Consider the following 19,995-nt stretch of genomic DNA (forward strand, 5'->3'; position numbering starts at 1 on the left):
CTTTCGGCTCGGTGGCCTCCGGCTCGGAGCAGGCGCGGGCCTGGTCACTGCCCGTCACCCGCGGTTACGTCGGCGGCGGCGGCGGAGTCGGCGGCGGGGTCCGACGAAGGGACAGCCGACGACGGATCTTCGGCCGCCGGCGTTTCGAGCGAGGGGATGCTCATGGGAACCAATTGTTCGGCAAGAGCAACGTTTCCGGCCCCATTAGGCGCACTCGGCGTGGCGGCCCGAGTATCGATCGAGCCCGAGGTGCTGTTGGGCTGCGATGCGCTGCGTGGCGTCCGCTGCTGCACTGCAGCTGTGGTGGGGACGTTGCTCGAACCCGCGGTTGCGGGCGCTACCGGATCGAGTGGGGCCACCGGCGCACCGTCGGCCGGAGCCGGGGTACCGACGACCTGCACGCCGCCGTCGGGCGCGACGATCAGGCGGGCCGGATTCTTGGCGGGAACCATTCCCAACTCGGCGGCCCTGCGCGCCAATTCCGGTGCCGATTGCGCCAACTCGACATCACTGCGCAACGACGCCCGCTGTTGAGCGAGTTCGGTGTTGACGGCCTTGGCGGCGCTGAGATCGTAGGAGTCGCCGGCCGACCGCGTGGTGAGCAACAACGTCAAGCCGAGACCGAGAGCCAGTAGCCCGATGATCAACGCAACGAACGGAATTCGGGCAGCGATGGCGCTCCCGTCGATCGAACGACGACCGCCACCAACACGAGCGGAATCCGACGTGTGAATCGAAGCGCGGGCCTGCTTGCGCTCGTACGCACGAAGAGCGGCACCGGACCGGCCACCGCCCTTGCCCGAACGTTCGGGGCGCGAGAGTGGAGCCTGCGGAACGACCCTGTTTCTCGTCGCCGAAACCCGATTGCGCCGTGTTCCAACAGTGCCGCCTGGAACCGTCATTCCGCTCTCCTTGCAATCCGTTCGGCGGCGCGCAATCTCACCGGAGCCGAACGTGGGTTGTCTTCGATTTCTGCATCCGAGGCTCGCTCGGCACCTCTGGTCAGGAGCTGGAACTCCGGACCCATTCCGGGAAGCTCGACCGGCAGCCCCTCGGGGCTACGCGACTTGATACGAGGTGCCAACTCTTGCTTCACAACTCGGTCTTCCAGAGATTGATACGACATGAAGACCACGCGGCCACCGACAGCCAACGCGTCGAGCCCGGCAGGCACCGCAGACTTCAGTGAGTCCAGCTCGCCGTTGACCTCGATACGCAGCGCCTGGAAGGTGCGCTTGGCCGGGTGCCCACCGGTGCGCCGTGTCGCGGCCGGAATCGCGGCGTAGAGCAACTCGACCAACGGACCACTCGTGGTGAACGGGGTGTGCTCTCGTCGTCGCAGAACAGCGGAGGCGATCTTGCCGGCGAACCGCTCCTCGCCGTACGTACTGAGTACCCGCGCGATCTCGCCGTGCGAGTAGGTGTTGAGTACGTCGGCAGCGGTGATGCCGATCGTCGGGTTCATGCGCATGTCCAAGGGCGCATCGACGGAGTACGCGAACCCTCGATCGGACTCGTCCAATTGCATCGACGACACTCCGAGATCGAACAGAATGGCGTGCACCGATTCGAGTGCAGGCAGACCTGCCTCGTCGAGCGCCTCGGCAATACCGTCGTAGGTGGTGTGCACCAACGTGATTCGATCCGCGAACGGCGAGAGCCGCGATCCGGCGTGTCGCAGCGCCTCGGGATCGCGATCGAGCCCGATGAGGTGCAGGTGCGGGTAAGTGCGGAGAAAGTGTTCGGCGTGACCGCCCAGTCCGAGGGTCGCGTCGATCATGACGCGGGGGCCATCGGCCGAATCGATTGCTGGGCCAAGTAATTCGTCGGCCCGATCGAGTCGAACCGGTACGTGCAGAGGACCCGGAGATCGACGGTGGGTTCGTTCGGCGGACGATGCGCTCTCGTCCCGCCCGTCGCCCTCCGTCATGGTTCCTCCCGGTCGTGCGTACGTGCGTCTCGCCCGGGTCCGGGCCATGCGGTTGCCCAGGGGCGCCGGTGCGAATGCTTCGAGGTCCCTGTCCGATAGGGAACCTGGCGTTGGGGAAGAACGTCAGGGTCCTGATCTGCGAAACCTGGCGTTGGGGAAGAACGTCAGGGTTCTGATCGGGCAGAGGCCTCGCTGCACTCGCAGGCGACCTGGGCGGGTTACAAGATTCCTCCGAGCGATTCATCGAATGCGTCGGAGAAGTCCTGCTCGTTCTCGGCGGAGTAGCGGGCCCACGCTTCGTCGTTCCATATTTCGATGAAGTCCATCGAACCGATCACCACGCAATTGCGTTCGAGACCGGCGTAGCGACGGTGCTCCGGGCTGATGGTGATGCGCCCCTGTCCGTCCGGCCTCTGCTCGTCGGTCCCAGAGAAGAACTGACGAACGTAGGCACGAGCTTTGGGGTTGGCACGCGACGCAGCCGTCAGTTTCCGAGACCGCTCCGCGAAGTCTGCCGCGGTGTAGACCGCAAGGCTGAAATCTTGCCCCTTGCTCACCATGACACCTCCTGCAAGCGCGTCTCGAAACTTGGCCGGCAACGTCAGTCGACCCTTGTCGTCGAGTTTCGGCGTGTAGGTACCGAGAAACACTCGCCACCTCCAGCCTCGACTCTCCGCTGCGGACCACTTTACCCCACTCTCCCCCACTTCGAACCATTCACTGCGAGAAAACTTTGGGCGAATACACGTATCCGCAGGCCAACGACGGTGAGACTGCTCGAATCGACGGCTGAAATGTTATGGCTGGGAGTAGCTCCCGCCAGGGATGGAGCGCTGCACCACTGCGATTTCCCCTTCTCGACCAGCGGTTTCACCCTGTGCGAGGAGCAACGATCCAGCTCGAGACGCCGCGGCGCTACTCAGGTGGGGAGAAGTGGGGATTCCTGCTGATGGTGGGGAGAAGTGGGGAGGCCACCCGCAGTGGATGCCTGCAGTAGATACCTGCAGTGGAAACCACGCTGGATACCGCAGTGGGTCGCCGCACCGTGCGTGCGCATCGGCCGACAACGGTCGGGCACGATCGGCGGGCGGCGTGTTCATCCTGTGACAGCCGGAAACGACAACAGCACCTCACCCAAAGGTGAGGTGCTGTGCGTGACGCGTGAAGTTGTACGGGCTGACGGTTGCGGGTCGGAACCCGGCCCGCTCAGTCCTGCTCGAACCTCTTGCGGAACCGATCCTCCATCCGAGAGCCGAAGCTGCCGCCTTTGCGGCCACCCTTCGGCTTCTGACCGGAGCTGCGACCGGAACCTTCGGTGGCACTGTTGTCAGCGCCGCCTTCGTCCGACGTTGCGGCCGTCCCCTTCTTGGAACCGCCGAACAAGAACAGCGCCCCGGCACCGAACATGAACAAAAAGCCGATGAGACTGACGACGAGAAAAGCCAAGCTGTTCGTCGACAACGCAACACCGGCGACGAGCAACACGAGTCCCACGACGAACAACGCGGCAGCCTGAAAACGCCTTCTGCTCGACGCCGCACGAACGCGACCGCCTCTCACATGAGACGCGAATTTGGGATCCTCGGCGTAGAGAGCGCTCTCGATCTGATCGAGCATGCGCTGCTCGTGCTCGGAGAGTGGCACGGTACCTCCCCCTGCACTGATATTGAAGGTCGCTTCGGTTGCGAAACGACGGGAAGCTGACCTTGGCGGCTACCTGTTGTCGATGATACGAGCTGAATCCGCTGCTTACCACCTACTCGGACGATGTGTTCCTGAGAAACGCCGAAGATTTCGAGACGGGCGTCTCGGAAACTACGACCGAACACCGTATGACGTGGCAGTTCACACTGTTCGACCAACTCGGAGAGCTAAGCCGACAACGGTGTGTTCATCGACTCGTCGGACGCGAACCGGGACTGACCCCCGAGTCGATCGTCGACCTCGTTCAGAAAACGACTCACGTGCCGATAGAAATCGTCGGCGTCGAGATCTCCCGTCGTGCTCGATGCACCGGCCTCGACCGCCGCACGAGTGGCCGAGAACGATGCGAAGTAGTCCGACCAGACGGCAAGATCCGGGGCCGCCTTGGCCATCAACACCCACGCGCTCCGCGAACGAGGACGCGCGCCGATCGAATTCGGCAACGATGCCAGTACTGCCGCCGCACCCTTGAGTGCCGCGGCGTAGCTTCCGAGAAAGCGATCCCCCGCATCGCCCTCTCCGATGGACTCGGACAACAGCGCGTCGGCCCGACCGAGCAGAATCCGGGCCTGACGCGGCACCGGCGACCGCACGCCGGCATCGAATGCCTTCGTGATCGTCATACTCGAACACCTCCAGTTCGAATCTCCGGCGCGTACCTGACGCGCCCGGAACCGTGACGAAGCCTTACAGTCGAACTCCGGAGAATCCGACCCACTTGCTCGAGTCGAAAACACCGGCGCACTCGGCCCCGATCATCGAACACCCGTTCGACCCTTTCAATATAGCTCTGCCCACCGACAAGTTGCCGAAGGAAGGGTGAGAACAGTCGTTACCGACGCGCAGACAACGCCCTACCTGGTCGATCTGACGCCCCCGGAGTTCCGCCAGCGGTTACTCGAAGCCCTGTCGATCTACGTCCAGGCCATGGGGTACCCGCGCGGAACCGAGCAGAGCCGGGCCCCGATGTGGACCGAACACCTGCATCGTTCCGGGTGGCGAGCAGTCGGAGCCCTGCTCCCGGCCTCGGATCCGACCCGGCCGGATTCACTGGTCGCAGTCGCCTACGGCTACCACGGAGCACCGCACCAGTGGTGGCATCAGCAGGTGCGCGACGGATTGCGACGCTCGGGGCACACCCCACACGACGTCGAGGTCGCGCTGGAGAACTATTTCGAGCTGACCGAGCTACATGTCCTCCCCAGCGCTCAGGGGTACGGCCTCGGCGCGCGCCTCTGCCGCCGACTGCTGGACGGTGTCGACGCGGACAACGTGATGTTGTCCACACCCGAGGTGGCGAACGAGGACAATCGAGCCTGGCGGCTCTATCGCCGTCTGGGCTTCGCCGACGTACTGCGGAACTTCACTTTCGCGGGCGATCGGCGGCCCTTCGCCGTTCTGGGTCGCCGGTTGCCGCTGGACGGGCCAGTAGCATGAAGGGGTGATCGATGCTGTGGTGGTGGGCTCCGGCCACAATGCCCTGACCTCCGCCTGCTATCTGACCGATGCCGGCTGGTCGGTGGAGATTCTCGAACGCGACACCATCGCCGGTGGCGCAGTATCGACGGTGGAACGCTTTCCCGGACATCGGGTGGACCGTGGCTCGTCTGCGCACATCATGATTCGGCACACCGGCATCATCGAAGAACTCGACCTGGCCCGATTCGGCCTGCGCTACATCGACTGCGATCCCTGGGCGTTCGCACCGGGAGCCGTCGACACCACCGAGCGCGCCATCGTCTTCCATCGAAGCCTCGATCGCACCTGCGACTCCATCGCCGCAGCATGCGGAACTGCCGACGCGCGAGCCTACCGGACGTTCGTCTCGATCTGGGGACCGCGCAGCCAACGCACGATGCGCGCATTCGGCGGTCCGCCCACCGGGTCGAAGCTGCTGCGTTCCTTCTGGGGTCTGGGGGCACCGGACGGTGGCAGCATGCTCTCGCGCGAGTTCCTCGCCACCGGAGATTCGTTACTGGACGAAATGTTCTCGAGCGAACGCCTCAAGGCCGCTCTGGCATGGTTCGGCGCACAGTCGGGACCGCCGATGTCCGAGCCCGGCACCGCACCCATGGTGGGTTTCGCCGCTCTCATGCACACGCTTCCGCCCGGCCGTGCCGTCGGCGGCAGTGGCGCGCTGACCGAGGCCATGATCGCCCGTTTGCAGCGAGACGGTGCCGCGCTCACCCTAGGTGACGCCGTGACCACGCTCGTGCGCCGGTCGGACGGCTGGACCACCAGGACCGCGTCGGGCCGGGAGATCGACAGCCGCGTCGTGGTGGCAGGCTGCCATATCCTGACCACTCTCGACCTGCTCGCCGCCGGCGGGCACGATCCGGCGCAGCTCGCGCGGTGGCGCAGCACGATACGGGTCGGACCGGGGCTCGGTACCGCAGTACGACTGGCCACCGACGCCCTGCCGATCTACCCCAGTGCCGATCGGGTCGAGGACGGCACCCACGGCCTTGCATTACTGGTACGCGACCGCAGCCAACTACGTCTGGCACACGGACATGCACTCGCCGGCGACCTGCCACCCACCCCGGCAGTGCTGGGGATGTCGTTCAGCGCTGTCGACCCCACCATCGCGCCGGCGGGCCAGCATCAGATCTCTCTGTGGTCGCAATGGCATCCGCACACTCTCGCCGACGGTCGACGCTGGCGCTCCGATACTCCCGGCGAACGCTCGCTGGCCGAGTTCGAGGCGGATCGGATCGTCGCCGAGATGGACCGATACGCCCCTGGATTCGCCGATGCAGTGCTGGATCGGCACGTGCAATCCCCGCCGGACATCGAGCGCGAACTCGGGCTGATCGGAGGCAACATCATGCACCTGGACATGTCACTGGACCAGATGATGATGTGGCGGCCTCACCCGCAACTGGCCGGTCATCGAGTGCCGGGGGCCGACGGTCTGTATCTCACCGGGGCATCCACTCACCCCGGTGGCGGGGTCACCGCAGCCAGCGGCCGGTCGGCAGCGCGCATCGCGATCGCCGATGCGCGCGCCGGACGCCGTCGCGAATTCTTCCGAAAGAGGCGAGCATGAGGATTGCACCGATCGTCGTCGCGGCCGCTGCCGTCGGGTGCCAGATCGTCTACCCCCTGGTGTCGGGGCCGACCCGAGACGCCGTGACGGTAGCCGTTGTCGCGTTCCTTGCACTCGCGTCGATCCTGCATGCAGTGCTGCACCGCGGGGCCCTGTGGGCCGTCGTTCTGTTCCTCGTGACGGCAGGCACCGGGTTTGCATCCGAAATGGTGGGCACAGCCACCGGCATCCCCTTCGGCGAATACTTCTACGCTCAGAACCGATTGGGGCCCAGCCTCTTCGACGTACCCGTGGTGGTTCCACTGGCCTGGACGGCCGGCTTCTATCCGATCTGGTGTGCGGTGACCTTCGTCGTCCGCAGACTCGGCCAGACCCAGGTTCGAGCCACCGGTCTTCGGATCGCCGCGGTCGCGGTGGGCATGGTCGGGTGGGACCTATATCTCGATCCCCAGATGGTGACCGACGGCCAGTGGACCTGGACATCGGGTGCCGTCGGCCTGCCGGGTGTGCCGTCGATTCCGCTGACCAACTACCTCGGCTGGCTCGTGGTGGCCACGCTGATGGCAGCGGCCATGGAAACGCTGGACCGTGCCATCGGGAACCGTAGGCCGTCCGGCGAGCCACGGCCGTCCGACGATGCGGTACCCATCGGGCTGTTCATGTGGACATGGCTCGGGTCCGCACTCGCACACGCGGTGTTCCTGGACGGTCCGGAACTTCGCTACTCGGCCGTGTACGGGTTCCTCGTGATGGGTGCGGTCGGCATCCCGCTGGTATCGATGGGTGTTCGCGGTCGCTCGCTTCGACGGCGGTCGCGTGCTGCGGCATCTCGTCCCGGCACCGACACACCTCGCTGACAACCCCTGCCGACTGACATCGGCGCGATGCCCTGGCACGATGTCGCTGTGCAGTCGACATCGCAAACCTCTCACCGAACCCACCGACGACGAGTTCTCTCGGTGGTCGCATTGGCGCTGCTGGTCGCGCCGATGCTCGCCGGATGCCTTCGGGTCCAGGTCACGATGGGTGTGTCGGCGAACGACCGGGTGGCTGGTCAGATCGTCGCAGCGACCGTACCGACCTCGGACTCCGATACCGGCCCGGAACTCGTGGTTCCGTCGTCCATCGAGGACAAGGTTCGCGTCGAGCCGTACAACCAGGACGGTTACGTCGGTTCGCAGGCGATGTTCGACGACCTCTCCTTCGGCGATGTCCAGACACTCGGTTCCATCTTCCAGAACGCGGCCGGATCGTTTCAGCTCGAGCTGCAGCGATCGGGTGACACCGTCTCTCTGTCGGGCAACGCCGACCTGTCCTCGGTTCCGGTGCAGGGTTCGGACGTGCAGTTCACCATTGCGTTTCCTGCTCGCATCGGAACGACGAACGGCACCCGCGAGAGCGACAACTCGATCTCCTGGAAGCTGCCTGCAGGCGAAACCACGTCCCTGCGCGCCGAAGTCAACTACCCCGACCCCAACACCAGAAGCTTCGCCGGCTGGGCCGGGATAGTGGGCGGCGTCACGGTCGGAGTCGCAGCCATCGTGGGAGCGATGGCGTGGGTCTCACGCAACCCGCCGCTGCGGGGCCGTGGGTCGCGCGGTACCGATTCCGGAAGTTCGACCGACAGAACGTCGGTGTGACCGGCCGCTTCCTCGCACGGACGACGGCAGCCGCCGCAGTTCTGGCAGCAGCATCGGCTGCGATGACGCTACTCAATTCTCGTTCCATGCCGCGCTTGCGTGCTGCGGATCACGACCTCGCCGAACGCGTGGTCGTCTGCATTCCCGCCCGCGACGAGCGAGCGACCCTGCCGTTGCTGATCGGCGACCTCACTCGTCAGCGATCGTGCCCGAACATGCGGGTCATCGTCCTCGACGACGACTCGAGCGACGGAACAGCAGCGGCGGCCCGCGCCGCCGCTGCCGGTGACCCCAGGATTCACGTCGTGACCTCGAAGGCCGCTCCCCCGTCCGGCTGGACCGGCAAGGCCGCCGCATGCGCAGAGCTGGCACGAATGGCCGACCAAGCAGACCCGCGGGCGTCGATCGTCGTGTTCGTCGATGCCGACGTGCGACTCGCACCCGACGCTGTGGCCGCGGCGTCGCGGATGCTGCGCGAGCTCGATGCAGCGCTGCTGTGCCCGTGGCCGGAACAGCTGACCGGCAGTGTCGCCGAGCGACTGGTTCAACCACTGCTCGGGTGGTCGTGGATGTCCACTCTTCCCGTGTCGGTGGCGAACTCGACCCTGCTGCCCTCGATGGCGGTGGCCTGTGGTCAGTTCATGGTCTTCGACGCCGGGTCGTATCGCGCCATCGGAGGCCACAGCTGCGTCGCGGCCAGCGCAACCGAGGATTTGGATTTGGCACGCGCGCTTCGTCGCCGGGGCCTGTCGTCGGCGGTGGCGTCGGGTGCCGGGTTCGTCAGCTGCCGAATGTACGACTCCACCGCCGATCTTCGATCCGGATACAGCCGGTGGCTGTGGAACGAGTTCGGCGGCTCGGTAGGTTCGGCCGCCGCCACGCTGGCATTGTCGACGCTCTACCTCGTTCCTCCGATAGCTGCCCTCACGGCCACGGGAACGACGCGTCGGCTCGGCTGCGCCGGATATCTCGCGGGCACGGTGTCACGAATGGTCGCACGTCGACGCGAAGCGGGACCGCAGTTCGGCGTCGACGATGTGGTGGACGCGGCGCTGCATCCGGTGTCGATTCTCGCCTTCTCCGCGCTCGTCGCGGAATCCCACATCCGCAGACACCGCGGATCGTTGACCTGGAAGTCGCGAACGGTGCCCTTGCCGTAGCGGCTATACCCGCGCGGGCGCGAGTCCCAGGTTGCTCAACACCTCACGGGTGGCACGGGCGAAGTTCAATGTGATGAAGTGCAATCCCGGCGCACCCTCGGAAATCAGCCGCTCGCCGATGTTCGTGGCGAGTTCGATGCCCACTTCCCGGACGGCTGCGCGGTCCTCCTCCGGTCCGGATCCCGCTGCCCGAGTGAATTTCTCGTCCAGGGATGACGGCAGCGTCGTGCCCGAGAGTTCGAGCATCCGACGGACCGACCGGAGCGAGGTGATGGGCATGATCTCGGGGATGATCGGCTTGGCACCCTGCTCTGCGTCGTGCGCAGACACCCGGTCGCGCAAGCGCAGATAATCGTCCACGTCGAAGAACATCTGGGTGATCGAGTACTCGGCACCGGCACGGAGCTTGCCGACCAGGCATCTGGTGTCTTGTTCCAGGTCGTCGGCGCGGTGGTGTCCTTCGGGGAACGAGGCCACACCGACGTGGAAGTCGCCGAGATCTCGTACCAACCGGACGAGTTCCTCCGCGTATTCGACTCCGTCGGGATGTTTCTCCCAGTCACCGAGCGGATCCCCCGGCGGGTCTCCGCGCAGCACGAGAATGTTGGTGATGCCGCGGTCGGCATAGGACCCGACCATCGACCGCAACTCGTCGACGCTGTGCGACACGGCTGTGAGATGCGCCACCGGAAGCAGCGTCGTTTCCTCGGCGATTTCGCCGGTGACCCGCACAGTTCGATCGCGCGTGGACCCGCCTGCGCCGTACGTCATCGACACGAAGGCGGGTGCAAGCTGCTCGAATTCACGAACCGCCCGCCACAGTCTGGCCTCGGCGGCGGCATCGCGCGGCGGTGAGAACTCCACCGAGAACGGGATTCTGGCGTTCGGTTCGGTGCGTAGTCGGTCGACGATGGACGGAGTCCTCGTCACAAAACCTCGACTCGCGCGCCCCCGGACGGATTCTTCGCTCACCCGAAGATCATAGGTTGCGCGCGAACACAGCCCGTCGGGCCTCCCTGGCGTCGGTGTTCGCTGCGCGTCGGCGCGCCGGTCCGGAGGGCCACTAGTCTGGTAACCATATTCCGACGTACCCACTGCAAACCTTGGAGGATCGTCCTGTCCGAAGACTTGTCTTCGCCCGTCGTCGACACCCCCACCATCGCAACCGGACCGACCGCCCTGCGCAGTGCCGTGGATGCCGGACTCGCCGAGTTCTTCGCCTCGCGTCGCGCAGTCGTCGACACCGTCGGCGGCGGTTACCCCGCAGCCGTGGCGGATCTCGAAGCGTTCGTGTTCCGCGGCGGCAAACGCATGCGCCCCGCGTTCGCCTGGACCGCTTGGCTCGGTGCCGGCGGCGAAGGAACCGGTACGCGGGCAGACGCCGTGCTTCGCGCCTGCTCGGCGCTCGAACTGATTCAGGCGTGCGCCCTGATCCACGACGACATCATCGATTCGTCCAGTACGCGACGCGGATTTCCGACTGTGCACGTCGGCTTCGCTCGACGTCATCGAGACGCTGGCTGGTCGGGTTCCTCGGACCACTTCGGTGAGTCGGCAGCCATTCTCGTCGGTGATCTCGCACTGTGCTGGGCTGACGACCTCCTCCGCGAATCGGGCATCGACGACGACGCGATGCGACGGGTCCAGCCGGTGTGGTCGGCCATGCGGACCGAGGTTCTGGGTGGCCAACTCCTCGACATCGAGGCCGAAGCAGGCATCGACGAGGGCATCGAGGCTGCGATGCGGGTCAATCGCTACAAGACCGCCGCGTACACCGTGGAGCGACCGCTGCACCTCGGCGCAGTTCTGGCCGATGCCGACGAGGACCTGATTGGCGCGTACCGCAATTTCGGAGCGGACATCGGCATTGCGTTCCAATTGCGAGACGACCTGCTCGGCGTGTTCGGCGATCCCGAAGTGACCGGTAAACCGTCGGGCGACGACATCACCGAGGGCAAGCGCACCGTGCTCATCGCGTCGGCTCTGAAGCAGGCCGACGAGACCCGGCCCGATCACGCAGCCACGATCCGGGCCAGCCTCGGAACCGAACTCGACGCCGATGCGGTGGCCGATATTCGCTCGATTCTGGTCGAACTCGGCGCAGTGGACGCAGTCGAACGGCAGATCGACGAGCTCGGCGCTCGGGCCGTCGCAGCCCTGGACAACAGTTCGATCGAACCAGCCGCTGCGGCGCATCTGCGCGCCATGGCAACCGCCGCTATCAAGCGGCAGTACTGAAAGTAGGCGTCATGTCTTCTGTTCGCACGGTCACCGGACCCACCGACACGGTCGTGGTGGTGGGAGCCGGATTGGCCGGATTGGCCGCCGGACTGCATCTGCTGGGTGCCGGGAGGAAAGTCACCATCGTCGAGCGAGAGGAGACGGTGGGCGGCCGAGTCGGGGTGTACCCGGTATCGGACACCGACGGCTCGCACCTGTACGACATCGACAACGGCGCGAGCGTGTTGACCATGCCGAATCTCGTACTCGAGGCGCTGGCCGCTGTGGGTGCCGATTTCGAGTCGACGACACCACAGATCCGTCTGACGGCACTATCGCCGTCCTACCACACCCGGTACGCGGACGGCACGTCCATCGACGTCTACTCCGACCCCGAAACGATGACAGCCGAGGTCGAACGGACCTGCGGGCCCGCCGAGGCGCAGGGGTACCGCGATCTGCGGAAGTGGCTCGCCGACATCTTCGACGCCGAGTTCGACCGGTACATCGACTCGAACTTCGACTCCCCGCTCGATCTCGTGGGGTCCAAGGCGGCCGCGCGCGACACCGCATCGCTGCTCAAGCTGGGCGGGTTCGGCAAGCTCGGACCACGCGTCGACAAGTTCTTGAAAGACACCCGCCTGCGACGCGTGTTCACCTTTCAGGCGCTCTACGCAGGCATGGCACCGCAGAAGGCTCTCGCGGTCTACGGGGCCATTGCACACATGGACACCTCCCTCGGCGTCTTCTTCCCCGACGGCGGCATGGCGGCCATCGCCAGGGCCATGGCCGATGCCTTCGTCACCGCGGGCGGAACACTCGAGCTCGGCACCGAGATCGTGGACATCACCGTCGACCGCGGTCGGGCCGATTCGGTCCTCACCGCGACCGGCCATCGAATTGCGTGCGACGCACTCGTTCTCACCGCCGATCTGCCCGTCGTCGATCGACTCCTCGACCGCGCGTCGGTGTCGAAGAAGGGTAGGCGAAACGGCTACGGCGTCGTCTCACCGTCCGCGGTCGTCGCGCACGGAACGGTTCCCGTCGATACGACCGCGACATGGCCCGCTCGTGCGCATCACACCATCGACTTCGGCGACGAATGGGCCGAAACCTTCCGCCGGATCACCGCGAAATCCGGTAAGGGCTCGTTGATGGCCGATCCCTCGTTGCTCATCACCCGCCCGTCTGTGAGCGATCCGACACTCGAAGTGATGCGCGGCGGCGTCCGCAGCGAGCCGGTATCGATTCTGGCACCGTGCCCCAACCTGGACAGCGCTCCGCTGGCGTGGACCGAATTGGCGCAGCCCTATCTCCGCGAGATCATGACGACGATGGAGGGACGCGGATACAGCGGACTTCTGGACGGATTCGTGCTCGACCACATCGACACACCCGAGACCTGGGCCGAGAAAGGCATGATCGAAGGCTCGCCGTTCTCGTCCGCGCACGTGTTCCGGCAGACCGGTCCGTTCCGACGCAAGAACATGGTCGCCGGACTAGACAACGTGGTTCTCGCCGGCTCGGGTACGACGCCGGGCGTAGGCGTGCCGACAGTTCTGGTGTCCGGAAAGCTCGCCGCCGAGCGGGTGACGGGACGCTAGCGCGCTGGGTTCGTTCGATTCACTGCACCGACCAACTAAGCTGAGCGCGATCGTTTGCCGGTCGCGCTCATTGCTGCGACCATGATCGTTCGACGACCGGCGAGAACGCAGAGGAGGAGCAGGCGGCAATGTCTTCGATTTCGTCGCACTCCACCTCCGAGGGTCGATCCCCGGACGACGCACCCGGGTCGTCGACCACGTCACGGTCGAGGATGACCGCCACGGGAAACTTTCTGCGCAGCCCGGAGGGCAAAGCGGCAATTCTGGGCGTGGTCGGAGCCGTCTGCATCACGTTCGGCGGGTTCGGCGCCGGAAGCGTGCGCCGACGCGATCCGCTCCTCGAGGAAATGCACCTGTCGTGGCTACGATTCGGCCATGGATTCGTACTGTCGACCATCATCGTCTGGGTCGGCGTGTTGCTGATGATCACCGCCTGGGTCCGGCTCGGGCGGGCCACCCTGCACGGTCGGACCACTGTCGGCGAACTGAGGTGGATCGTTCCGGCGTGGACCGCGCCGCTGCTGCTCTCGGTACCGATGTTCAGCCGCGACGCCTACTCCTATCTGGCTCAGGGCGCACTGCTGCGTGACGGGTTCGATCCGTACGGCGTCGGCCCCGTTGCCAATCCCGGGATTCTGCTCGACAACGTCAGCAATGTCTGGACCACGACGACGGCACCGTACGGGCCCCTGTTCCTGCTACTCGGCCAGGGCATCACCACTGTGACGGGTGACAACGTCATCGCCGGCACGATGCTGCTGCGTTTGACCATGCTGCCCGGTCTGGCGCTGATGATGTGGGCAGTTCCGCGGCTCGCCGATCACCTCGGGGGCCGGGCGACCACTGCCGTGTGGCTCGCGGTACTCAACCCGCTGGTCCTGATCCATCTGATCGGCGGGGTACACAACGAGTTGCTGATGGTGGGTCTGATGACGGCCGGCATCGTGCTGTCCCTCGCACATCGCCATGTCGCCGGTATTGCCCTGGTCGCGATCGCGGTAGCGATCAAGGCGACAGCCGGCCTGGCTCTGCCGTTCCTGGTGTGGATCTGGATGCTGCACATCCGGGACAAGGCCCGCACCGAAGGCCGGACGCCGCCATCGCCGCTGCTGATGTTCACGAGAACCGCCGGAATCGGAGCATCGGTCTTCGTCGCTGTGTTCGCCGTCTCGTCGTTCGTGGCCGGCGTCGGAATCGGGTGGCTGACAGCGCTCTCGGGATCGGCCAAGATCATCAACTGGCTCTCGCTGCCGACGATCCTCGCCCACCTGGTGACCGTCGGCACCTCGTGGTTTCTCGATCTGCGCCTGGATCCGGTTCTCTACGTCACGCGGCTGCTGTGCTCGATCGCCCTGCTCGCCGTCCTCGTCGCAGCGTGGTGGTGGGGCCGCAAATCCGAGCGGAATGCCGTCAAGGGCATCCTGATCGCCCTCGTCGCCACCGTCGTACTCTCCCCCGCCGCTCTGCCGTGGTACTACTCGTGGCCGCTGGCGATCGCCGCCGGGTTCGCACTGTCACGAACGACGCTGATGATTCTCACCGGACTGTCGACCTGGCTCATGCTCGTCTTTCAACCCGACGGTGCCATCGGCCTGTACAACGTCGTGCATGTCGCACTCGCCATCGTCGCGGCCGTGGTGGCTGCCCTCGCGCTGACACGCGTCGACCCGCTTCGTTTGCGCTCCGACCATTCCAGGGAGCACCGAGCCGTGCCGAACGCCCCCAAGTCCTCCGCACCCGTACCGGCCGAAGATGAGTCCACGTCATGAGAAATTCGTTATGAAAGAACTCGACAACATCGATCCGGCGCTGCACGAGGCGTACCGAATCTGCCGCGAGCTCAACGCCCAGCACGGCAAGACGTACTTCCTCGCCACCCGCTTGCTGCCGACCGACAAGCGTGCGGCGGTGCATGCGCTGTACGGATTCGCTCGCATGGTCGACGACATAGTCGACCTCGAAGGAACCGACATCGCGGTCGGATCGGACGAGCTCAACGCCCGCCGCATCGTCGAACTCGACGTGATCGAAGCTCGAGTGCGCGACGCCCTCGCCGGAAAGCCGTTGCCGCACAGCGTGACCGACCAGGTATTGAGCGCTCTGTGCGACACCGTGTTGCGGTACGACATCCCACACGACTACTTCTTCGCCTTCATGCACTCGATGCGCATGGACATACCGGGCAGCGATGTGTTCGTCTCGCGCTACCGCACGATGGAACAGTTGCGTGAATACATGTACGGCTCTGCTGCGGTCATCGGACTGCAGATGTTGCCGATTCTGGGCACGGTCGTCGAACGGTCCGAGGCCGAGCCCCCTGCTGCAGCGCTGGGCGAGGCGTTCCAGTTGACCAACTTCATCCGGGACATGGGCGAGGATCTCGATCGCGATCGCATCTATCTCCCCACCGATGAGCTGGCGGCCTTCGGCGTGGACGAAGAGTTGCTTCGTTGGTGCCGAACGACGGGGAGTGTGGATGCTCGGGTCACCCGCGCTCTCGCACACCTGATCGCCGTCACGCGCTCGATCTATCGCACATCCGACGCGGGCATCGACATGCTGGATCCGCGAGTGCGACCGTCCATGCGCACGGCGTCGATCCTGTACGGGCGAATTCTGGACGAGGTCGAGTCGCAGGGCTACCGCGTACTCTCTCAGCGGGCGACGGTGCCGCAGTGGACCCGAGCCCGGATCGCACTTCCTCAGTTCGCCGTCACCGGCTTCAAGCGCGCGACAGTTCGCTAGAAGGCCATCGCCTGTGCACGCCTGATGACTTCGCGCATCAGATCGCCGTGGAGTGCGGTGACGGGCGCGCCGGGCAGGCTCTCGTCCTCGGTGAAAAGCCACCGCAGGATTTCCTCGTCCTCGTAGCCGCCGTCGTGCAGTACGGCCAACAGACCGGGCAGGCCCTTGACGATGGTGCCCTTGTTCACGTCGAAGAACTGCTCGGGAACACCGGGCACGCGAGAACGCTTCAGAGCCAGCAACTGACGATCTCGAACGAGCTGTTCGACGCGGGTCTTGGGAACGTCGAGGATCTTCGCGACGTCGGCGAATTGCAACAGAGACACCGACGGATCGAGCACGTCGTCGGCGTAGGGAATGGCACTCACGCAGGTAACGTTAACGGGTCCGGCGTCCAGACTCGAAAACGGCGGGCCGGCGCGAGAGCAGGAACACGATCGCCGGCCACTGGACGACGCACCGATACGATCGGCGTCGGAGGTCCGGCACGAACGCAGACGAAGTAGGTACGACGAGAGGAGGTTCGGTGATCCCGGGTTCGATGCTCGATCGTCGGTACCGTATCGACGGGCCGATCGCACGGGGCGGTATGTCGACGGTCTTCCGAGGCCTCGACACCAGGCTCGATCGCCCGGTGGCGGTGAAGATCATGGATCCGAAGTTCGCCGAGGATCCACAGTTCGTCCAACGTTTCGAGTTCGAGGCCCGAGCGGTGGCCAGGCTCAGCCACCCAGGCCTCGTCGCCGTGTACGACCACGGGCGAGATGGCGAACACGCGTTCCTCGTCATGGAACTCGTCGAGGGCGGAACTCTGCGCGAGCTCCTCCGCGAACGTGGCCCGATGCCACCGCACGCCGCGGTTGCCGTGGTCCGGCCGGTGCTCGAAGCGCTCGCAGTAGCTCACCGAGCAGGACTTGTACATCGCGACATCAAACCGGAGAACATCCTGATCAGCGACGACGGCGACGTCAAGATCGCCGATTTCGGTCTGGTGCGAGCCATTGCGGCGTCCACGGTCACGTCGAGCAGTGTGATTTTGGGTACCGCCGCATACCTGTCCCCCGAGCAGGTCACGACCGGCTCGGCGTCCGCGAGCAGCGACGTGTACGGCGTCGGTGTGGTGCTGTTCGAGCTGCTGACCGGACGCACCCCTTTCACCGGCGATACGTCACTGTCCATCGCCTATCAGCGCATCGACAACGACGTGCCCCGTCCGTCCACGTTCATCGCCGGCGTTCCGCCGCAGTTCGACGAGGTGGTCCAACACGCGACAGTCCGCGCCCCGGAGCACCGTTATCGCAACGCCGACGACATGGCCCGCGCGCTTCGCGGCGCTGCGTCGGCGTTGGCGCTGCCCGACTACCGCGTGCCTGCGCCGACGAGATCGGCCGAACATCTGAGCTCCGTGGCTGCAGGAGCTCCGACCACGGTCGCCGGCGATCGGGCCCCGTCCACTCGCACCCAGGTGGTCCACGATTCCCCGCCCGCTCAGGACGGGGTGCAGCACACCCGAGCGGTGACGTCGCCGAACTCCCGAGAAGTCGAGTACCGACAGGATGACGATGCGCCGGCCGCGGACCCACCCGCGACCGGCCGCGGGCACTACAGTTTCCCGGACTTCGAGGCCGACCGACTGCGCTCGCGACGAGCAATAGTGGTCTGGCTTCTCGTCGTCGCGCTGCTCGCGGTCCTCGTCGGCTTCGGTGGCTGGTGGATGGGGTCCGGTCGCTACACGGCCGTTCCGATGGTCGACGGGCTCGACACCACCGGTGCCACCAGTGCCGTCGAGGCGGCCGGACTCGAGGCGGAGGTACGCGGAACCTACTCCGATTCCGTGGACACCGACCTTCTCATCGGCACCGACCCCACCGGTGGATCACGAATCGCGAAGGGCGACACCGTGTTCCTTCTGGTGTCGTTGGGCAGCCCGAGTGTCCCCTCCATCGACTCGGGCGCATCGGTCGACGACATGGAACAGCTCTTGCGGGATCGAACGTTCACTCCCGTCGACGGCGGCGAGGCCTTCAGCACCACCACGCCGATCGGCGGGGTCGCCGCATTGGACCCACCTCCGGGCACAGTTCTGACCACCGGAAGTTCGGTGACGGTGCTTCGCAGCAAGGGGGCACCTCCCGTCGAGGTGCCCGACGTTCGCGGCCAGAGCGTCGACCAGGCACGGACGACTCTCGAATCGGTGGGCATCACCGTCGGCGAGGTTCGTGAGACGTTCGACGAGGAAACCGATGGCGGCAAGGTGATCGGAACGACTCCGGAGGCCGGGCAGACGGTCCGGTCGGGAACCACCGCCGTGCTCGAGGTGTCCAACGCCGTGACCGTACCGTCATTGCTGGGGCGTTCGGTGGGCTCGGCTCGAACCACCCTCGCGGCCCTGGGCCTGACGATCGACGTCCGTCAGGTGGTCGACACAGACGGGTCGCTGGTGATAACCCAGAGCCCCGGAGCCGGTTCCGGCGTGGAACCGGGCTCCGAGGTCACGGTCGTCTCGCTCCCCTGAGCCCGACCGGCGGACGAATCAGTCGCGAAGCATCTCGGCGACGAGGAATGCCAGCTCGATGCTCTGTTGCGTGTTCAGTCTCGGGTCGCAGGCAGTTTCGTAGCGGCCGGCGAGGTCCAGATCGGAGATGTCCTGTGCTCCGCCGAGGCATTCGGTGACGTCGTCGCCGGTCAGCTCGACGTGGATACCGCCAGGATGGGTGCCGAGACCGTTGTGCACCTCGAAGAACCCCTGCACCTCGTCGACGATGCGATCGAAGTGACGTGTCTTGTATCCGGTGGACGCCTCGTGGGTGTTGCCATGCATCGGGTCGCACTGCCAGATGACCTGGTGGCCGGTGGCCTGCACCTTTTCGATGATGGCGGGCAGAATGTCGCGAACCTTGCCGTTGCCCATACGGGAGATCAGGGTGAGGCGACCGGGCTTGTTGGTCGGATCGAGACGCTCGACGTACTCGACGGCCATCTCGGGAGTGGTCGTGGGCCCGATCTTGAGTCCGATCGGGTTCGAGATCAGTTCTGCCAGCGCGATGTGCGCGCCGTCGAGCTGGCGAGTGCGGTCACCGATCCACAGGAAGTGCGCCGACAGGTCGTAGAGCTTGGGATGATCGTCGGTGTTGTCGAGCCGCAGCATCGCGCGCTCGTAGTCGAGAACGAGCGCCTCGTGGCTCGCGAAGATCTGGGCGGTGTGCAGATTGGGGTCGGTGACGCCGCAGGCATCCATGAACCGCAGGCCACGATCGATTTCTCCGGCCAGCGCCTCGTAGCGAGCTCCCGCGGGCGACTGCGCGACGAATTCGCGGTTCCAGTCGTGCACCTTGTGCAAGTCGGCCATGCCGGCGCCGGTCAGTGCCCGAACGAGGTTCATCGCCGCACTCGCGTTGGCGTAGGCGCGAACCAGCCGTGACGGATCGTGGCCGCGGACGCTGTCGTCCGCCACCAACGAATTGATCATGTCGCCGCGGTAGGACTGCAGGCCGAGAGCATCGATGTTCGACGAGCGAGGCTTGGCGTACTGGCCGGCGATACGCGCGACCTTGACCACCGGCATGCTGGCCCCGTAGGTCAGCACCACGGCCATCTGCAGCAGCGTGCGAATGTTGCCTTTGATGTGCGGTTCGGTGTTGTCGACGAACGTCTCGGCGCAGTCGCCACCCTGGAGCAGAAATGCTTCGCCGCGGGCGACGGCAGCAAGCTTGTCCGAGAGCGCCTCGACCTCACCTGCGACGGTGATCGGCGGAACGCTCTCGAGCACCTTGCGCATCTCGCCGGCTTGCTCGGGATCCCACTGCGGCTGCTGCGCAGCGGGCTTGGCCAACGCGTCGTCCAATCGAGTGCGCAGCGTCGGAGACAGCGGCGGCAGGTCGGGCAAGCGATCGATGGGTACGTCGACAGTCCAGTTCACCGCTTCAGGATATTCGCACCGCCG

Annotated in this window: 18 protein-coding genes; 10 read left to right on the top strand and 8 right to left on the bottom strand. The window is 65.6% G+C overall.

Annotated elements, in window-relative coordinates:
- Nucleotides 1-44 precede the first annotated feature (44 nt).
- The 5 genes from ACIGGF_RS00680 to ACIGGF_RS00700 form a co-directional block, all read right to left on the bottom strand.
- Nucleotides 45-902, bottom strand: coding sequence for a hypothetical protein (locus tag ACIGGF_RS00680; protein WP_397519532.1), 858 nt, complete (start codon nucleotides 900-902; stop codon nucleotides 45-47).
- Nucleotides 899-1,930, bottom strand: a complete 1,032-nt coding sequence (gene rsmH / locus ACIGGF_RS00685; RefSeq protein WP_397519533.1) for a 16S rRNA (cytosine(1402)-N(4))-methyltransferase RsmH — start codon at nucleotides 1,928-1,930, stop codon at nucleotides 899-901. Before rsmH ends, ACIGGF_RS00680 begins: the two co-directional genes overlap by 4 nt.
- Before the next feature lie 218 nt (nucleotides 1,931-2,148).
- Complete coding sequence (gene mraZ, locus ACIGGF_RS00690) at nucleotides 2,149-2,580, bottom strand: division/cell wall cluster transcriptional repressor MraZ (protein ID WP_027497352.1); 432 nt, start codon at nucleotides 2,578-2,580, stop codon at nucleotides 2,149-2,151.
- Between the two features lie 556 nt (nucleotides 2,581-3,136).
- Nucleotides 3,137-3,574, bottom strand: a complete 438-nt coding sequence (locus tag ACIGGF_RS00695; protein WP_397519534.1) for a DUF3040 domain-containing protein — start codon at nucleotides 3,572-3,574, stop codon at nucleotides 3,137-3,139.
- Nucleotides 3,575-3,801: 227 nt separating this feature from the next.
- Nucleotides 3,802-4,257: an SAV_6107 family HEPN domain-containing protein gene (locus ACIGGF_RS00700; protein WP_397519535.1), complete on the bottom strand. Its 456-nt coding sequence runs from the start codon at nucleotides 4,255-4,257 to the stop codon at nucleotides 3,802-3,804.
- 196 nt (nucleotides 4,258-4,453) lie between these two features.
- Here ACIGGF_RS00700 and ACIGGF_RS00705 point away from each other — a divergent pair, with 196 nt between their 5' ends.
- From ACIGGF_RS00705 to ACIGGF_RS00725, 5 genes are all read left to right on the top strand, one after another.
- A complete protein-coding gene (locus ACIGGF_RS00705) occupies nucleotides 4,454-5,071 on the top strand; it encodes a GNAT family N-acetyltransferase (protein WP_397519536.1) in 618 nt (205 codons plus the stop codon).
- Nucleotides 5,072-5,075: 4 nt separating this feature from the next.
- Nucleotides 5,076-6,683, top strand: coding sequence for a phytoene desaturase family protein (locus tag ACIGGF_RS00710; RefSeq protein WP_397519537.1), 1,608 nt, complete (start codon nucleotides 5,076-5,078; stop codon nucleotides 6,681-6,683).
- Complete coding sequence (locus ACIGGF_RS00715; protein WP_397519538.1) at nucleotides 6,680-7,540, top strand: carotenoid biosynthesis protein; 861 nt, start codon at nucleotides 6,680-6,682, stop codon at nucleotides 7,538-7,540. Before ACIGGF_RS00710 ends, ACIGGF_RS00715 begins: the two co-directional genes overlap by 4 nt.
- Before the next feature lie 27 nt (nucleotides 7,541-7,567).
- On the top strand, nucleotides 7,568-8,323 hold the full coding sequence (locus ACIGGF_RS00720) for an LppM family (lipo)protein (protein WP_397519539.1): 756 nt from the start codon (nucleotides 7,568-7,570) through the stop codon (nucleotides 8,321-8,323).
- A 62-nt stretch (nucleotides 8,324-8,385) separates the two neighbouring features.
- On the top strand, nucleotides 8,386-9,483 hold the full coding sequence (locus ACIGGF_RS00725) for a glycosyltransferase (RefSeq protein ID WP_397519833.1): 1,098 nt from the start codon (nucleotides 8,386-8,388) through the stop codon (nucleotides 9,481-9,483).
- Nucleotides 9,484-9,486: 3 nt separating this feature from the next.
- Here ACIGGF_RS00725 and metF read toward each other — a convergent pair whose 3' ends face one another.
- Nucleotides 9,487-10,413 carry a methylenetetrahydrofolate reductase [NAD(P)H] gene (gene metF, locus ACIGGF_RS00730; protein WP_397519834.1) on the bottom strand — a complete coding sequence of 309 codons (927 nt, stop codon included), beginning with the start codon at nucleotides 10,411-10,413 and terminating at the stop codon, nucleotides 9,487-9,489.
- Between the two features lie 198 nt (nucleotides 10,414-10,611).
- Here metF and ACIGGF_RS00735 point away from each other — a divergent pair, with 198 nt between their 5' ends.
- The 4 genes from ACIGGF_RS00735 to ACIGGF_RS00750 all read left to right on the top strand — a co-directional run bounded on the left by ACIGGF_RS00735 (nucleotide 10,612) and on the right by ACIGGF_RS00750 (nucleotide 16,052).
- The gene (locus ACIGGF_RS00735) at nucleotides 10,612-11,721 is read left to right on the top strand and encodes a polyprenyl synthetase family protein (protein WP_397519540.1); all 1,110 of its coding nucleotides are present in this window, start codon (nucleotides 10,612-10,614) and stop codon (nucleotides 11,719-11,721) included.
- Nucleotides 11,722-11,732: 11 nt separating this feature from the next.
- Entirely contained in the window at nucleotides 11,733-13,307 is a 1,575-nt protein-coding gene (gene crtI / locus ACIGGF_RS00740; protein WP_397519541.1) for a phytoene desaturase family protein, read from the top strand.
- 128 nt (nucleotides 13,308-13,435) lie between these two features.
- Nucleotides 13,436-15,076 carry an alpha-(1->6)-mannopyranosyltransferase A gene (locus ACIGGF_RS00745; RefSeq protein WP_397519542.1) on the top strand — a complete coding sequence of 547 codons (1,641 nt, stop codon included), beginning with the start codon at nucleotides 13,436-13,438 and terminating at the stop codon, nucleotides 15,074-15,076.
- A gap of 10 nt (nucleotides 15,077-15,086) precedes the next feature.
- Nucleotides 15,087-16,052: a phytoene/squalene synthase family protein gene (locus tag ACIGGF_RS00750; protein WP_397519543.1), complete on the top strand. Its 966-nt coding sequence runs from the start codon at nucleotides 15,087-15,089 to the stop codon at nucleotides 16,050-16,052.
- Here the strand turns inward: ACIGGF_RS00750 and ACIGGF_RS00755 are convergent.
- Nucleotides 16,049-16,420 carry an Rv2175c family DNA-binding protein gene (locus ACIGGF_RS00755; RefSeq protein WP_397519544.1) on the bottom strand — a complete coding sequence of 124 codons (372 nt, stop codon included), beginning with the start codon at nucleotides 16,418-16,420 and terminating at the stop codon, nucleotides 16,049-16,051. The genes ACIGGF_RS00750 and ACIGGF_RS00755 overlap by 4 nt on opposite strands.
- A gap of 173 nt (nucleotides 16,421-16,593) precedes the next feature.
- Between ACIGGF_RS00755 and pknB the strand changes: the two genes are divergently transcribed.
- Nucleotides 16,594-18,567, top strand: a complete 1,974-nt coding sequence (gene pknB / locus ACIGGF_RS00760; RefSeq protein ID WP_397519835.1) for a Stk1 family PASTA domain-containing Ser/Thr kinase — start codon at nucleotides 16,594-16,596, stop codon at nucleotides 18,565-18,567.
- An 18-nt stretch (nucleotides 18,568-18,585) separates the two neighbouring features.
- On the opposite strand, the gene ACIGGF_RS00765 is transcribed toward pknB, so the two are convergent.
- Nucleotides 18,586-19,971 (bottom strand): class II 3-deoxy-7-phosphoheptulonate synthase, encoded by a 1,386-nt coding sequence (locus tag ACIGGF_RS00765; RefSeq protein WP_397519545.1) that lies wholly within the window; start codon nucleotides 19,969-19,971, stop codon nucleotides 18,586-18,588.
- Between the last annotated feature and the right edge of the window lie 24 nt (nucleotides 19,972-19,995).

Source organism: Rhodococcus sp. NPDC078407 (assembly GCF_044542515.1).
In the GTDB taxonomy this organism is placed as follows: domain Bacteria; phylum Actinomycetota; class Actinomycetes; order Mycobacteriales; family Mycobacteriaceae; genus Rhodococcoides.

What these genes read in the sequence shown, in the direction of transcription:
- rsmH (WP_397519533.1), bottom strand. Translation starts at nt 1,930, where the DNA reads ATGACGGAGGGCGACGGGCGGGACGAGAGCGCATCGTCCGCCGAACGA.
- ACIGGF_RS00680 (WP_397519532.1), bottom strand. Translation starts at nt 902, where the DNA reads ATGACGGTTCCAGGCGGCACTGTTGGAACACGGCGCAATCGGGTTTCG.
- ACIGGF_RS00700 (WP_397519535.1), bottom strand. Translation starts at nt 4,257, where the DNA reads ATGACGATCACGAAGGCATTCGATGCCGGCGTGCGGTCGCCGGTGCCG.
- ACIGGF_RS00750 (WP_397519543.1), top strand. Translation starts at nt 15,087, where the DNA reads ATGAAAGAACTCGACAACATCGATCCGGCGCTGCACGAGGCGTACCGA.
- ACIGGF_RS00715 (WP_397519538.1), top strand. Translation starts at nt 6,680, where the DNA reads ATGAGGATTGCACCGATCGTCGTCGCGGCCGCTGCCGTCGGGTGCCAG.
- crtI (WP_397519541.1), top strand. Translation starts at nt 11,733, where the DNA reads ATGTCTTCTGTTCGCACGGTCACCGGACCCACCGACACGGTCGTGGTG.
- pknB (WP_397519835.1), top strand. Translation starts at nt 16,594, where the DNA reads ATGCTCGATCGTCGGTACCGTATCGACGGGCCGATCGCACGGGGCGGT.
- ACIGGF_RS00745 (WP_397519542.1), top strand. Translation starts at nt 13,436, where the DNA reads ATGTCTTCGATTTCGTCGCACTCCACCTCCGAGGGTCGATCCCCGGAC.
- ACIGGF_RS00725 (WP_397519833.1), top strand. Translation starts at nt 8,386, where the DNA reads ATGACGCTACTCAATTCTCGTTCCATGCCGCGCTTGCGTGCTGCGGAT.
- ACIGGF_RS00720 (WP_397519539.1), top strand. Translation starts at nt 7,568, where the DNA reads ATGCCCTGGCACGATGTCGCTGTGCAGTCGACATCGCAAACCTCTCAC.